The sequence below is a fragment of the Dyella sp. RRB7 genome (assembly GCF_022761115.1).
Lineage (GTDB): Bacteria > Pseudomonadota > Gammaproteobacteria > Xanthomonadales > Rhodanobacteraceae > Dyella.
The window spans coordinates 352,042-366,831 of record NZ_JAKWJS010000002.1; the positions used below are offsets into that span (position 1 = coordinate 352,042).

The 14,790-nt window shown below is 66.0% G+C and carries 13 protein-coding genes; 6 read left to right on the forward strand and 7 right to left on the reverse strand.

Features of this window, described 5'->3' with window-relative positions; all coding sequences use genetic code 11:
- Nucleotides 1-145 precede the first annotated feature (145 nt).
- From MJ606_RS07845 to hflD, 3 genes are read left to right on the forward strand one after another with little or no spacing between them, the layout of a single operon-like run.
- Nucleotides 146-640, forward strand: coding sequence for an NUDIX hydrolase (locus MJ606_RS07845; protein ID WP_243048929.1), 495 nt, complete (start codon nucleotides 146-148; stop codon nucleotides 638-640).
- Nucleotides 637-1,782: a tRNA 2-thiouridine(34) synthase MnmA gene (gene mnmA, locus MJ606_RS07850; protein ID WP_343214804.1), complete on the forward strand. Its 1,146-nt coding sequence runs from the start codon at nucleotides 637-639 to the stop codon at nucleotides 1,780-1,782. Before MJ606_RS07845 ends, mnmA begins: the two co-directional genes overlap by 4 nt.
- A 10-nt stretch (nucleotides 1,783-1,792) precedes the next feature.
- Complete coding sequence (hflD, locus tag MJ606_RS07855) at nucleotides 1,793-2,416, forward strand: high frequency lysogenization protein HflD (RefSeq protein ID WP_243048930.1); 624 nt, start codon at nucleotides 1,793-1,795, stop codon at nucleotides 2,414-2,416.
- Between the two features lie 38 nt (nucleotides 2,417-2,454).
- Here hflD and MJ606_RS07860 read toward each other — a convergent pair whose 3' ends face one another.
- Nucleotides 2,455-3,777: an MFS transporter gene (locus MJ606_RS07860; RefSeq protein ID WP_243048931.1), complete on the reverse strand. Its 1,323-nt coding sequence runs from the start codon at nucleotides 3,775-3,777 to the stop codon at nucleotides 2,455-2,457.
- A 219-nt stretch (nucleotides 3,778-3,996) separates the two neighbouring features.
- Here MJ606_RS07860 and aqpZ point away from each other — a divergent pair, with 219 nt between their 5' ends.
- The gene (gene aqpZ / locus MJ606_RS07865; RefSeq protein WP_279236720.1) at nucleotides 3,997-4,695 is read left to right on the forward strand and encodes an aquaporin Z; all 699 of its coding nucleotides are present in this window, start codon (nucleotides 3,997-3,999) and stop codon (nucleotides 4,693-4,695) included.
- A 48-nt stretch (nucleotides 4,696-4,743) separates the two neighbouring features.
- Here aqpZ and MJ606_RS07870 read toward each other — a convergent pair whose 3' ends face one another.
- From MJ606_RS07870 to rnk, 4 genes are all read right to left on the reverse strand, one after another.
- A complete protein-coding gene (locus tag MJ606_RS07870) occupies nucleotides 4,744-5,139 on the reverse strand; it encodes a VOC family protein (RefSeq protein WP_243048932.1) in 396 nt (131 codons plus the stop codon).
- Between the two features lie 3 nt (nucleotides 5,140-5,142).
- Nucleotides 5,143-6,099 (reverse strand): EF-P lysine aminoacylase EpmA, encoded by a 957-nt coding sequence (gene epmA / locus MJ606_RS07875; RefSeq protein WP_243048933.1) that lies wholly within the window; start codon nucleotides 6,097-6,099, stop codon nucleotides 5,143-5,145.
- The gene (ligA, locus tag MJ606_RS07880) at nucleotides 6,096-8,486 is read right to left on the reverse strand and encodes an NAD-dependent DNA ligase LigA (protein ID WP_243048935.1); all 2,391 of its coding nucleotides are present in this window, start codon (nucleotides 8,484-8,486) and stop codon (nucleotides 6,096-6,098) included. The genes epmA and ligA overlap by 4 nt, the downstream gene beginning before the upstream one ends.
- A 117-nt stretch (nucleotides 8,487-8,603) precedes the next feature.
- Nucleotides 8,604-9,014: a nucleoside diphosphate kinase regulator gene (gene rnk / locus MJ606_RS07885; protein ID WP_243048938.1), complete on the reverse strand. Its 411-nt coding sequence runs from the start codon at nucleotides 9,012-9,014 to the stop codon at nucleotides 8,604-8,606.
- Between the two features lie 233 nt (nucleotides 9,015-9,247).
- Between rnk and MJ606_RS07890 the strand changes: the two genes are divergently transcribed.
- Entirely contained in the window at nucleotides 9,248-10,726 is a 1,479-nt protein-coding gene (locus MJ606_RS07890) for an MFS transporter (RefSeq protein WP_243048939.1), read from the forward strand.
- A gap of 63 nt (nucleotides 10,727-10,789) precedes the next feature.
- Nucleotides 10,790-11,995, forward strand: a complete 1,206-nt coding sequence (locus MJ606_RS07895) for a cation:proton antiporter (RefSeq protein WP_243048940.1) — start codon at nucleotides 10,790-10,792, stop codon at nucleotides 11,993-11,995.
- Nucleotides 11,996-11,998: 3 nt separating this feature from the next.
- Here the strand turns inward: MJ606_RS07895 and MJ606_RS07900 are convergent, their stop codons facing one another.
- The gene (locus MJ606_RS07900; RefSeq protein WP_243048942.1) at nucleotides 11,999-13,417 is read right to left on the reverse strand and encodes a deoxyribodipyrimidine photo-lyase; all 1,419 of its coding nucleotides are present in this window, start codon (nucleotides 13,415-13,417) and stop codon (nucleotides 11,999-12,001) included.
- A 94-nt stretch (nucleotides 13,418-13,511) separates the two neighbouring features.
- Nucleotides 13,512-14,717 carry an enoyl-ACP reductase FabV gene (fabV, locus tag MJ606_RS07905; protein ID WP_243048944.1) on the reverse strand — a complete coding sequence of 402 codons (1,206 nt, stop codon included), beginning with the start codon at nucleotides 14,715-14,717 and terminating at the stop codon, nucleotides 13,512-13,514.
- Nucleotides 14,718-14,790 lie beyond the last annotated feature (73 nt).

Consider the following 14,790-nt stretch of genomic DNA (forward strand, 5'->3'; position numbering starts at 1 on the left):
CTGGGGAAAAGTATACCGCCGCAGCCCAAGTGCCTGTTCGACGGGCCGTGTAAGCCGCCATATCGGCAACCCAGCGGCAGGTTGTCTTCAGGTAATGGCACAATGACGGCTTTTCCAGTGCCGCTGCCGGCCCCACCTATCCCCGATGGCCGATTCCGCCCTTGTCACCTCCCAGCCTGTCTGGTGCCCGCACGTCACCGTGGCGTGCGTCGTGGCCGACGGCGACCGCTACCTCATGGTCGAAGAGGAAGTTAACGGCCGCCTTGCCTATAACCAGCCAGCAGGCCATTTGGATGACAAGGAAAGCCTGCTTACCGCCGCCGTGCGTGAAACGCTGGAGGAAACCGGCTGGACGGTCGCGCTGGAGCACCTGATCGGCGTGCATCAATGGCGTAGCACCGAGCACGGCGACGGCGTGGTCCGCTTCAGCTTTGCCGCCCGCGCCCTGGACCACGACCCGGGCCGACCGCTGGACAAGGGCATCCGCCGCGCCCTGTGGCTGACCCGCGACGAGATCGCGGCCCTGGGCGAGCGCCTGCGCAGCCCGCTGGTATTGATGAGCATCGATGCCTGGCTGGCCGGCCAGCGCTACCCGCTGGGCATGCTGCGCAGCCTGCTGGCCGAGGATCGTCACCCGTGAAAGTGATGCTCGGCATTTCCGGCGGCGTCGATTCCTCGGTCGCCGGCCTGCTGCTGCAACAGGCCGGCCACGAGGTGGAAGGCCTGTTCATGCAGAACTGGGAAGAGGACGATCGCGACGGCCCCTGCACCACCGATGCCGACCGCAAGGACGCCGTGGCGGTATGCGGCCGGCTGGGCATCCCGTTCCATGCTCGCAATTTCGCCGCCGAGTACTGGGACGGCGTGTTCGAACATTTCCTGGCCGAATACCGCGCCGGCCGCACGCCCAACCCGGACGTGCTGTGCAACCGCGAGATCAAGTTCAAGACCTTCCTGGACGAGGCGCGGGCGCTGGGCGCCGACAAGATCGCCACCGGCCACTACGCCCGGGTGGATTTCCACCAGGGCAAGTACCGCCTGCTGCGCGCGGTGGACGCCGGCAAGGACCAGACCTATTTCCTGCACGCGCTGGGCCAGCAGCAACTGGCTGCCACGCTGTTCCCGGTGGGCGAGATCGAGAAACCCCGGGTGCGCCAGCTGGCCCAGGAAGCCGCCCTGCCCACCCACGCCAAGAAGGATTCCACCGGTATCTGCTTTATCGGCGAACGGGATTTCCGCAGCTTCCTGGCCCAGTACATCCCGGCCCAGCCCGGCCCGATGCGCACGCCCGAGGGCGAGAGGGTCGGCGAGCACCAGGGCGTGATGTACTACACCCTGGGCCAGCGCAACGGGCTGGGCATTGGTGGCCGTCACGGCGCCAGCGGCGAGGCCTGGTACGTGGTGGGCAAGGACGTCGCCGCCAACGTGCTGTACGTGGCCCAGGGCGGCGAGAACCACTGGCTGTACTCGCGCCGCCTGCATACCGAGGCGCCCAGCTGGGTGGCCGGCGAGGCACCGGGCGCCCGTTTCCGCTGCACCGCCAAGACGCGCTATCGCCAGCACGACCAGGCCTGCGAGGTGATCGTGCGCGACGATGGCCTGGAAGTGATCTTCGACGAGCCCCAGCGGGCCGTCACGCCAGGCCAATCGGTGGTGTTCTACGACGGCGACGCCTGCCTTGGCGGCGCCGTGATCGACCGCACTGATGCGCCCTTCGGCGGCTGGAATGATGCCGCCGGCCTGCCCTCCCCCGTTTCCAGCGAGTCCCTTTCCGGTGTTTGAAGCTTTTGCGATGAATGAAGAGCGCGTGCTGGCCCTGGCCGGCTTGTTCCAGGCCACCACGCTGGCCCAGCAACTGGCCAACGACGGCCGCTGCGACGACGTCGCCATGGCCGCCAGCATGGCCAGCGTGTTCCGCATCAATGCGCCGTCGGTGGTCGGGGTCTTTGGCGATGTCTCCGCCCTGCGCCTGGGGCTGCGCCAACTGATCACCTTGTTGGACGAAAACAACCGCGATGTGGCGGTCACCCGCATGGCCTTCACCGTCATGCGGCTGGAGCGCAGCCTGTCGCGCCGCGCCGATCTCTTGGATCGCCTGCAGCAAGGCATCGTGGCCGCGCAACGCCAGGTGGAGCACTTTGGTGCCGACTCGCCGCAGGTGATCAGCCGCCTTGCCGAGCTTTATGCCAGCACGCTTTCCACGCTCAAGCCGCGGGTGATGGTGACCGGCAACCCCCAGCAGCTGCAGCAACCGAACGTGGTGGAAAAGGTGCGTACCAATCTGCTGGCCGCCGTGCGCGCCGCGGTGCTGTGGCGCCAGGTGGGCGGACGCCAGTGGCAGATGCTGCTTTATCGCAAGCAGTGCAGCATGCTGGCGCGTGGGTTGTTGACCGGCTCGACGATCAACAACGCCTGAGGCACGTGCCCACGGGCACACGTTGAAGCCGTGACCGGTCAGCCCGTCGGTTGGGCCCTGCCCTTCCCCGTGACCAGCAGCCACAACGCCGCCACCACACTGACCACGGCGGTGAGCGCCACGTAGTGCGCGGGCATGACATGCCCGACGCGCGAACCCAGATACTGGATCAACGGCGCCGTGCTCGCGCCGAATACCGCATATGCCACGTTGTAGGCAAAGGACACGCCGGAATAGCGGATCGACGCGGGAAACGCCGCGACCATGATCGTGGGCACCACGCCGACGGTGCCCACCAGGAAACCGGTCAGCGCATACAGCGGCAGGAAATGCGCACCGCCTGCCGCCAGATCGCCGAACAGCGCATAGGTGGAAGCCACCAGCGCCAGCGAGCCCAGCAGCAACGACAGCGGTGCGCCGATGCGGTCCACCAGCCAGCCGAATGCCAGGCAGCCCACGCTCAGGCAGAAAGCGGCGATGCTGTTGCCGAGGAATGCCACGTCAGGCGCGATACCGAACGACTTCTGGATCAGCGTGGGCAGCATCAGGATGAGCACCACGATGGCTGCGGTCAGCATCCAGGTCACCGCCATGGACAGCACCACGCTGCCGCCGTGACCGGCCAGCACCGTGCGCAGCGGCAATTCCTCGCTCAAGGCCTTGCGGGCGCGCAGCTCGGCGAACACCGGCGTTTCGCTCAGCCAGCGGCGCAGCCACACCGCAATGAACCCGAACACGCCGCCCAGCAGGAACGGCAGGCGCCAGCCCCAGTGCACCACGTCGTCGGGCGACAGGTGGTGGCTGATCCACGCCGCCGTCAGCGAGCCGATCAGGATGCCCACGGTGAGGCCCGAGGTCAGGCAGGCACAGGCGAAACCCACGCGGCCCTGGCGCGCGTGCTCGGCGACGAAAACCCAGGCACCGGGCACTTCGCCACCGATGGCCACGCCCTGGATCACGCGCATCAGCAACAGCAACAGCGGCGCCATCACGCCGATGCTCGCGTAGACCGGCAACAGGCCAATGGCCAGCGTGGGCAGCGCCATCAGGAACACGCTGAGCGTGAACATGCGCTTGCGCCCCTGGCGGTCGCCGAAGTGCGCCATCACGATGCCGCCCAGCGGCCGTGCCAGGTAACCTGCCGCGAAAATGGCGTAGGTCTGCAACTGGGCCAGCCAGGGCGGCATGCCCGGCGGGAAAAACTGGTGGCTCAACGGCAACGCGAAGAACACGAACACCACGAAGTCGTAGAACTCCAGCGCACCGCCGAGCGAGGCAAGCAACAGGGTCTGGATGTCGCGCCCAGTCATCGTTGGCGCCGGGGTGGTGGTCAGAGGCGTGGGCGTGAAAGCTTGCGACATCAGCATTCCTGCAGTCTTGGTATAGGCGACGCGGCAGCATACACAAAGGCTTCGTTGACGTGCTGCGTAGGCCTTCATTCAAACAATATGCAGGGTTTTGCTAGCCTAGACCCGCCCGGGGGCCAGCCCCAGGGCCAGTACCAAGCATCAGGACCGTAGTGGAAGTCATGCACGGATGCGTACGAGCTTTCCCCTGAAACCTCGGCAAGGAGTGTCCCCATGAATATGGGCAAGCGTTTGGGAGCAGAGTTTTTCGGTACGTTCTGGTTGGTCTTTGGCGGTTGCGGCAGTGCGATCTTCGCCGCGGCCTTTCCCGGGCTGGGCATCGGCTTCGCCGGCGTCGCCCTCGCCTTCGGTCTTACCGTGGTAACCATGGCCTACGCCGTGGGGCATATTTCCGGCGCGCACTTCAATCCGGCCGTGACCGCAGGCATGTGGGCCAGCGGCCGCTTTCCGGCCAAGGATGTGGTTCCCTACTGGATCGCCCAGGTCGTGGGCGGTCTTGCCGCCGGCGGGGTGCTTTACCTGATCGCCAGCGGCAAGGCGGGCTTCGACGCCAGCGCTGGCTTTGCCTCCAACGGCTACGGCGAACACTCGCCGGGCGGCTATTCGCTGGCGGCTTGCATGGTGGCCGAGTTCGTGTTGACCGCGTTCTTCCTGATCGTGATCAATGGCGCCACCCACCGGCTGGCGCCGGCCGGCTTTGCGCCGCTGGCCATCGGCCTCACCTTGACGCTCATCCACCTGATCAGCATCCCGATCACCAACACCTCGGTGAATCCGGCCCGCAGCACCGGCGTCGCCGTGTTCCAGGGCAGCTGGGCGGTGCAGGAGTTGTGGATGTTCTGGCTGGTGCCGCTGATCGGCGGCGTGGTGGGTGGCCTGATCTACCGCCATCTGCTGGATTGGCACGACTAGGCATTCGCCCAACCCGGCATCCAGCGGCTTGAGAAAGCCGCTGGATTCTTATGCCTCGTACAACTCGATGGGCAAACCATCCGGATCGGCGAAGAAGGTGAAGCGACGCTGCGTGAATTCATCCACGCGCACGGGCTCGCAGGTCACGCCGCGTTCGTGCAGCGTAGCGATCACGCTGTCCACGTCGGGCACCGCAAAGGCGAGATGCCGCAAGCCTTGTGCCTCGGGCCGGGAGGGACGCGGCGGCGGCGCGGGGAACGAGAACAGCTCCAGGCTGACGCCAGGCGACACTTCCAGATCGAGCTTCCACGAATCGCGCTCGGCGCGGTACGCCTCGCGGAGGATGCGAAAGCCCAGCGTCTCGCTGTAGAACGCCTTGGAGCGCGCATAGTCCGAACAGATCAAGGCGACGTGATGGATCGCCGGCAACAACGGTGAGGTCATGCGTCACGCCTCGGAAAACGGAAAGGCGAGCACGTCGGCGATGGCGTCGGTGCCGACCAGGCACATCAGCAGGCGCTCGATGCCCAAGGCCACGCCAGCGCAATCGGGCATCGCATCGAGCACGTCGAGCAAGCGCTCGTCGATGGGCAGCTCCGGCTGCCCGCGCGAGCGTCGCACCGCGTTGTCGCGCTCGAACCGGCGACGTTGTTCGGCGGCGTCGTTGAGCTCGTGGTAGCCGTTGGCCACTTCGTAACGCCCCAGGTAAAGCTCGAAACGCTCCGCCATCGGCGGATCGCCCGGCCGCACCTTGGCCAGCGCGCACTGCGAGGCCGGGTAGTCGTGAATCACCGTGATGCGGTTGGTTGGGAAGGTCGGCTGCAGGCGATGGGTGATCAGCAGGTCGAGCCAGTCGTCGCGGGTCAATCCATCCGGCTCGATATGGAAGTCATCCAGCAAGGCGCGCAGATCGTCGATGGGGGCATGCATGGGATCGATGCCCAGCTCATCGATAAACAGCTGGCGATAACCTTCGACCCATACCTCGGCACGCCGCCCCACCATGGCGAGGGCGGCCTCGACCAGGCCGATGGTTTCTTCCATCAGCCGATGGTGATCCCAGCCGACGCGATACCACTCCAGCATGGTGAACTCGGGGTTGTGCCGTCCTCCGGCCTCGCCGTTGCGGAACACGCGGCCCAGCTCGTAGCAGTCGCCCACGCCAGCGGCGAGCAGGCGCTTGAGCGGATACTCCGGCGAAGTGCGCAGCCAGCGCGCCCGCGAGCCTGCATCCACATGGCCGCTGAATGTCGTGCTGAAGCTCTGGATGTTCGGGTCGGTATTGCCGGCCGCCGACAGGATCGGCGTTTCCACTTCCAGCACGTCGCGCTCGGCGAAAAATACGCGGATCAATCCATACAGGCGCGCGCGCAAGTGCAGGCGACCGGCGAGATGCAGCGTCATGCGGCGCCCTCATGCTTGGCCAGCAGGGCAAGCAGCTGGGCCTCGTCCCACACTTCCACGCCCAGCTCCTGGGCCTTGTCTAGCTTGGAACCAGCCGCTTCGCCGGCCACCACGAAGCTGGTCTTCTTCGATACGGAACCGGCAACCTTGGCGCCGAGCGCCTCCAGCCGCTCCTTGGCTTCGTCGCGGCTGAGCGAGGACAGCGTGCCGGTGAGCACCACGGTCTGGCCTTCGAGCGGCGCCGAGGCGCCTGCCGCCGTCTTCGGGATGGCGTCGAGCAATTCACGCATGGCTTCGTCGGCCTCGCGCAACGGTCGCACCAGCTTCTCGTGCGACAGGAAGGCCGCCAGATTGGTGGCCGCTGCCGATGGCAGGCCGGCCGTCAGCCAGTGGGACTGGCCGGCGGCGATCAGCTTGTCCAGCGTGACGAAGTGCTCGGCCAGCAGCTTGGTGCTCTTGGGACCAAGCTTGTTGATGCCGGCCATGTCGAGCAGCACGGCAAGATCGAGCTGGCCGCGCAGCTTGGGCGAAGGATGCGTCTCGTCGGAAAACACGATGCCCGAGGCGAGCAATGCATCCACCACTTTCTGGTTGCCCTTTTGCGCAAAGAAGCCGGCGATGGAAGCGGCCACCTCGTTGCCGACATCCGGCAGCACGCGCAGGATCATCGCCGGCATGCGGCGGATCACCGCCAGGCTGCCCAGCCATGCGGCCAGCGTCTTGGCGGTGCTCTCGCCGATATGCATGATGCCCAGGCCGAACAGGAAGCGCGGCAGCGTGGTGTGCTTGCTCGCCTCGATCGCCTCGATCAGGTTTTCCGCCCACTTGGTGGCGACCTTGCCCTGCTTGACCGTTTCCGGCGTGGTGCCGTCGCGCTCATCCGCACGGCGCTTCATCTCGAGGAAATCCTCGAGCGTGAGCTTGTACAGGTCGGCCGGCGTGTGCACATAGCCGAAGTCCACCAGCGCATCGACGAAGCGCTCGCCAATGCCTTCGATATCCATCGCGCGACGCGCGGCGAAGTGGATAAGGGCCTCCTTGCGCTGCGCCGGACAGATCAGCCCACCCGAACAACGCCAGGCTGCCTCGCCCTCTTCACGCAACAGCGCGGAACCGCACACCGGGCAGTGCGTGGGCATATGCCAGGGATGCGTATGCGGCGGTCGCAGCTCCGCCATCACGCGCACCACCTCGGGAATCACATCGCCGGCGCGGCGCACGATCACCGTGTCGCCCACGCGCACGTCGAGACGCGCCACCTGGTCGGCATTGTGCAGCGTGGCGTTGGTAACGGTGACGCCGGCCACCTGCACCGGCGCCAGGCGCGCCACCGGCGTGGCGGCGCCGGTGCGGCCAATCTGGATCTCGATGGCCTCGACCGTGGTGGTCTGTTCCTGCGCCGGGAACTTGTGCGCCAGCGCCCAGCGCGGCGCGCGCGACACGAAGCCCATCACGCGCTGGCCCTCGTAATCGTCCAGCTTGTAGACCACGCCGTCGATGTCGTAAGGCAAGCTGTCGCGCTTCTCGCCGATGCGGCGGTAGTACGCGATCAGGCCGTCGAAACCATGGGCCGTGCCCACCTCGGGCGACACCGGGAAGCCCCAGTCACGCAGCCGGGCCAGTGTCTTCGAATGCGTCGGCGGCAACTCGCCGCCCTGCACTTCGCCCACGGCGTAGGCGAAGAAGCTGAGCTTGCGCTTGGCCGTGATCGCCGGGTCGAGCTGGCGCAGCGAACCGGCCGCGCCGTTGCGCGGGTTGGCCAGCGTCTTCTCGCCGGCAACGCGGGCGCGCTCGTTGAACGCCTCGAAATCCTTGCGCAGCATGATCACTTCGCCGCGCACTTCCAGCACGCGCGGCCAGCCCTCGCCACGCAGGCGCAGCGGAATGGCGCGCACCGTGCGCAGGTTGGCGGTGACGTCCTCGCCGGTTTCGCCATCGCCGCGCGTGGCGCCCTGCACGAACACGCCGTTTTCGTAGCGCAGGCTGATGGCCAGACCATCGAGCTTGGGCTCCACGGAGAACACCGGGCTGCGGCGATGCAGCGTCTTCTCGATGCGCCGCTCGAACTCGGCCACTTCGCGGAAGCGCTCGCGATCGCCTTCGCCTTCCTGTTCGAAGGCATTGTTGAGCGACAGCATGGGAATGGCGTGGCGCACCTCGGCAAAGCCGCCCTGCGCCCGCGCGCCCACGCGACGCGTGGGCGAGTCGGGCGTGGCCAGTTCGGGGTGCGCGTCTTCCAACGCTTCCAGCTCGCGCATGGCGCGGTCGTATTCGGCATCGGTGATCTCCGGATCATCGAGCACGTGGTAGCGATAGTTGGCGCGCTCGATCTTCTCGCGCAGTTCGGCGGCGCGGGTTTGCCAGTCATGGACGTGGCTCTGGCTCATGCGGATCTCCTCATGAGCCAAAGTTTACCGAGTCATGGCCCGCTTCGGCCCATCCCCAAGCCAATTCCCGGCCGGTGCCGGACCTAAAAACACATTGCCGTCACATCTGCCAGGGACTTAGCGGTGCAGATCGCCGGCCGCCTCGGGCTGGTAATCGATATCGAGCACCCGCAGGCGACGCTGGCGACCGTCCGGCGTGGGCCAGTCGATCTGCTGCCCCACCGTGAGCCCAAGCAAGGCACTGCCGACCGGCGCGAGGATCGACACCGAGCCCGGCACGCCCGCGCCGGAGGGATAGACCAGGCTCACGGTCAGCTCGTCGCTGCTGCCTTCGTCCTTGAAGGTGACGACGGAGTTCATGGTCACCACGTTCGCCGGCACCGCCGCGGGCTCCACCACCTCGGCGCGGTCCAGCTCGGCACGCAAGGCCTCGTACTGTGTCGCCTGCACGGGCGGCATGCGCTCAAGCAGCGCTTCGATGCGCTCCAGGTCGAGGCGGGAAATAACGATGGGTGGCTTGATGCTCATGCTGACTCCTTGTCCATGGGGCGATCGAATGCCCGCTTGCCCACGGCCACAAAAGACGACGCGCCGGGACAAAACCGTCCCGGCGCGCGTGGCCGATGAATGATCGTCCCAGGGCCACTGCTTGCGCGGCTGTTGACGTGACGAGCACGCCCAGGCTCTAAGATGAAACGCGACTGACTTTGGACGTGGTGTCGTCCAAAAGCAAGTTGCCATAGCAGGTATCATCGGCGTCCATGCCAGAGAACATCCCCGCCACGGAGGCAAACCTGCCTGTCCCGCCCCCGGGCGAGGCTGCGGTGGTGGTCACACCGCCGGCGGCATCGTCGCGCGAGCGCTTTCGCGGGCTGATCTGGCTGGTGGCTGCCGCGTTCTTCATGCAGGCGCTGGACTCCACCATCGTCAACACCGCCGTGCCTGCCATGGCCGATGCGCTCAACGTGACGCCGCTGGGCATGCGCACCGCGCTCACCAGTTATGTGTTGACGCTGGCCATCTTCATTCCGGCCAGCCCCTGGCTGTGCGACCGCTTCGGCACGCGACGCATTTTCGCCGCCGCCATTGCCACCTTCACTGTCGGCTCGCTGCTCTGCGGTATTGCGCAGAGCCTGCCCCAGCTGGTGGCCTCCCGCGTACTGCAAGGCCTTGGCGGCGCAGCGCTGATGCCGGTAGGCCGCTACGTGCTGGTGCGCAGCATCGACAAGCGCGACTTCGTGCGCGCCATGAGCACGGTGGCCACGGTCGGCCTGCTTGGCTCGGTGCTCGGTCCGTTGCTTGGCGGCGCGCTCGCGCAGTTCACCAGTTGGCGACTGATCTTCCTTATCAACGTGCCAGTGGGCCTGGTGGGCCTGTGGATGAACCGCCGGAGCATGCCCGACTATCGGCTCGACGACGTCCATGCCTTCGACTTTGTCGGCTTCCTGCTGTTTGCGGCGGCGTCAGCGATGTTGCTGACTGCCTCCGAAGTCGCCAGCGGTGGCGGCGGCCAGTGGCTGTGGATCGCCATCTATGGCGTGCTGGCCGTTGTGTTCGGCTGCATCTACGTATGGCATAGCCGGCACACCGATCATCCGGTGGCCGATCTCAACCTGCTGCGCGTACGCAGCGTGTGGGTGTCGCTCGCGGGCAACCTGTTCACGCGCCTGGGCGTGTCGGGCATGTTCCTGTTATTGGTGCTGTTTCTGCAGGTGGGCTGCGGCTGGTCGCCGCTGATGGCCGGCCTGATGATGGTGCCGCAGGCACTGGGCTCGATCACCGCCAAGTGGGGCATCAACCGCCTGATCAACCGCCTCGGCTACCGCCGGCTGCTGTTCAACAACACACTGATCGTGGCCGTGCTGCTCGCCTCGTTCGCCCTGCTCGGCCAAGGCTCGCCGATGTGGCTGATCGCGCTGATGGTGTACGTCTACGGCGGCTTCATGGGCATGCAGTACACCGCCATGAACACGCTCATCTACAACGACCTGGATGTGAAGTACGCCTCGCAGGCGTCGTCCATGGCATCCACCGCGCAATACCTCTCCATGAGCTTCGGCATCGCACTGGCCTCGCTGCTGATGGAGGCGCTGTTGCAGGGCCACGCCCATGAGGCCTATATCCCTGCGTTCCGCTGGACCGTGCTATTGCTTGGCGTGGTGACCGCCACCGCCAGCTGGGTGTTCAGCCGATTGCAGAAAGACGATCGTCCCTCGCGCGCGACGCGGACGACCGATTAAGCGGCATCGACCTGCGCAAGCATGTAGCATGCGGAGCACTGCCCGCTGCCACGTCCCTTCTGCATGCACCACGCCAGCGACATCCTGTTCACGCTGTTCATCGTCTTTCTTGCCGCCCAGATCGGTAGCGAGATCGCGCAACGGTTGAAACTCCCCGGCGTGGTAGGCGAGATCGCCGCCGGCTGCGTGATCGGCCCCTCCGCACTGGGCTGGATCATGCCCGACCAGATCGCCACGGGCACACCGCTGGATGTGCTTTCGGAAATCGGCGTGGTGCTGCTGCTGTTTTCGGTGGGCCTGGAAACACGCCTGGAAGACCTCAAGAAGGTCGGCAAGGTGGCCTTCCTGGTCGGCGTGCTCGGCGTGCTGGTGCCCTTCGGGCTGGGCGGCCTGTGGGCGCATGGCAGCGGCTTCGACTGGAGCCGCTCGCTGTTCATCGCTGCCGCCTTCGTGGCCACCTCGGCCGGCATCACCGCCCGTGTGCTGCAGGAGCTGGGTGCGCTGCAGCGCATGGAAAGCAAGGTGATCCTCGGCGCTGCCGTCATCGATGACATTCTCGCCATGCTGCTGCTCGGCGTGGTGGTGTCGCTACAAGGCGGCGAAGGCATCGATGTGATCCACCTGCTGGCCGTGCTTGCCGGCGCGATCGGCTTTATCGCGGTGATCGGTGTGGGCGGTGCGCGGGTGATGCGCTGGAATTCCAGTTGGCTGGACAAGCCGCAGAATCCCCAGTCCGCGCTGGCCATCGTGCTGGCGCTATGCCTGGGCCTTGCCTATATCTCCACGCTGTTTGGTCTGGCTGCCATCATCGGTGCGTTCCTGGCCGGCATGATCGCCTCCGAAACGCGCCAGCAGCACACGCTGGAAAAACAGACCCAGCCCCTGCTGGCGCTGCTCACGCCGTTCTTCTTCGTCATCACCGGCAGCAAGATCGACCTGCATCAGCTGGCCAGTGTGGAGGCCGGCATCATGTTGCTGGTGGTGACCCTGATCGCCATCGCCTCCAAGTTGATCGGCGGCTTTCTTGGCGCACTGCCGCTCGGCGCGCGCAGCGCCACCATCGTGGGTTTCGGCATGGTGCCGCGTGGCGAGGTCGGCGTGGTGATCGCCAGCCTGGGTTTGACCGCCGGTGTGTTTAGCGACCGGATCTACGCCATCATCGTGGCGATGTCGTTGCTCACCGCCATGGTGACGCCGCCCGTGCTGGCCTGGCTGCTGCGCCGAAGCGGCGCGGTGGGGCAAACCGTCGACGCGCCGGAAGTGCGCTGATCCCTAAGCGCCGCGCATCGTGCGGTAAGCGTCGAGTGCCTGCTGGCGCGTCATGGCCAGATCAACCATTGGCGCCGGATAACCGCTGCGTTTCAACAACATCGGGTCCTTCCACGGTTCATGCAGCAGTGGCAGCGGCACCGTGGCCAGCTCCGGCAGCCACCGGCGCAGGTAGTCTCCCAGGGCATCGAACTTCATCGCCTGCGTGACCGGGTTGAACACGCGAAAGTAAGGCGCCGCATCGGCGCCCGTTCCCGCCACCCATTGCCAGCCCAAGGTGTTGTTGGCCAAATCCGCATCCACCAGGGTGTCCCAGAACCAGCGCGCACCGTGATGCCAGCGCTGGCGAAGGTTCTTGGTGAGAAAACTGGCCACGATCATGCGCACCCTATTGTGCATCCAGCCGGTGTGCCACAGCTCGCGCATGCCGGCATCCACCAGCGGTATGCCCGTGCGGCCATGCCGCCAGCGCGCCAGCGAGGCTTCACTCGCCGGCGCCCATGCCAGTCCGTCGAATTGTGGGTTGAAGTTGGCCGTGGGCGTCTGCGGAAAATGGAACAACAGGTGATGGGCAAACTCACGCCAGCCCAGTTCGCGCAGATACGGCTCGATGTCGGGACGGCGACGCGCATCGACCGCCGCCACGCGATCAGCAAGGTAACGATGGATCTGCCGTGGCGAGATCTCGCCAAAATGCAGATGCGGAGATAACCGCGAGGTGCCGTGCCGCGACGGCAGGTCACGCGCGCGGGCATAGTCGGCCACCGCATCATCGGCAAAGATCTCCAGCAGTTCATGAGCGCCTCGCTCGCCGGGCGTCCAGGTGTCATGCAGGCCGCCATCCCAACGTATCGATGGCAGCAAACCCAGGGCATCCAGTGGCAGGCCGCCGTCGGCGGCAACGCCATGCAGTGCCGCAGGGACAGGTAATGACTGCGGGGGGCCTAGCGCCGTGCGCAGGTTGCGCCAGAACGGAGTGAATACCCGATAGGGTCCCTGCTGCCTGGTGGTGACTTGCCAAGGCTCGCACCATAGCGCGGCGTTGAAGCTCTGCACCTGGACACCCTGCCCGCGCAGGGCCGCCTTGATGCCGCCATCGCGCGCGATGGCGGCGGGCTCGTAGAGCCGGTTCCAGTAAACCGCCGTAGCACCGGTTTGCGCCAGCATCTGCCGCAGCACAGAGAGGCTGTCGCCCTGCCTGATATGTAGCGGCGCGCGATGTTTATCCAGGCCGGCTTGCAAGGCTTTCAACGAATGGTGCAACCACCATTGGCTCGCGCCGCCCGGCGCCCAATCCGCGTCTTCATGCGGGGCATGGATATACAGCGGCAGAATGCGCTCGTGCGCGGCACACGCGGCGCTCAGCGCCGGGTTGTCGGCAAGGCGAAGGTCACGGCGAAACCAGACAAGGGCAGTGCTCATCGCCACAGCTTAGTCCGTGCGAGCCACCCTGTATGCCCGGCCTTAGGGCCCTATCGGATACCGCCGGGCAGCGGCGGTATCCGCTGGGTGTCGATCAGAGTTCGACCACGTCGAAGCGACGATCGGCGCTGACGTCTTCCTCGTAGTTCACGTCTTCGCGGCCAAAGCCGAACAGTTGCAGGAAGTCGTGCTTGTAGCCTGCATAGTCGGTGAGCTGCGAAAGGTTCTCGGTGTTCACCGTGGGCCACAGCGCCTTGCAGGCCTGCTGCACGTCGTCGCGCAGCTCCCAGTCGTCCAGGCGCAGGCGGCCTTCGTTGTCGGTGGTCGGGGCCTGGTGGTCCGTCCGGTACATCCGCTCGCGGAACAGGCGGTTGATCTGCTCGATGGTGCCTTCGTGGATGCCCTTTTCCTTCATGATGCGGAACACCATGGAGACGTACAGCGGGATCACCGGGATCGCCGCGCTGGCCTGGGTCACCACTGACTTCATCACGCCCACGTAGGCTTCCAGGTGTTCGGCCTGGTGACGCTCGGTGAGCTGGCGCGCGGTGTTGTCCAGGTGCTGCTTGGCCTGGCCCAGCGTGCCGTGCCAGTAGATCGGCCAGGTGATCTCGGTGCCGACATAGCTATAGGCGATGGTCTTGGCATGGTCGGCCAGCACGCCGGCGTCGCTCAGCGCGTCGATCCACAGCTGCCAGTCCTCGCCGCCCATCACGGTGACGGTGTCCTTGATCTCCTGCTCGGTCGCCGGCTCCACCGACACCTGCACCACGGTGTCCTTGTTGGTGTCGATCGAGGTGGCGGTGAACGTCTCGCCGATGGTCTTGAGCGAGGAGCGCACCAGCTCGCCCGTGTCCGGCAACTTGCGCACCGGCGAGGCCAGCGAGTAGACCACCAGGTCGATCGGACCGCCCATCTCGTTCTTGATCATCTCGATGGCGCGGGCGCGGGTCTCGTTGGAGAACGCGTCGCCGTTGATCGAGCGGCTGTACAGGCCCGCCTGCTTGGCGAACTTGTCGAACGCGGCGGAGTTGTACCAGCCGGCCGTGCCGGTCTTGGTCTCGCTGCTGGGCTTCTCGAAAAACACGCCCAGCGTGGCCGCGCCGTAGCCGAACGCCGCCGTGATGCGCGACGCCAGGCCGTAGCCGGTGGAGGCACCAATCACCAGCACGCGCTTGGGGCCTTCGCCCAGGTTGCCTTGTGCCTTGGTGATGCGGATCTGTTCGAGCACGTTCTGCTCGCACCCGACCGGATGAGCCGTAATGCAGATAAAGCCACGCACCTTGGGGTTGATGATCACTCGATGACTCCTGGCCACACGCCGTAAACCACCATTTTAACCCGTGCGCGGGACATGCGCTGCCGTAGGGTGG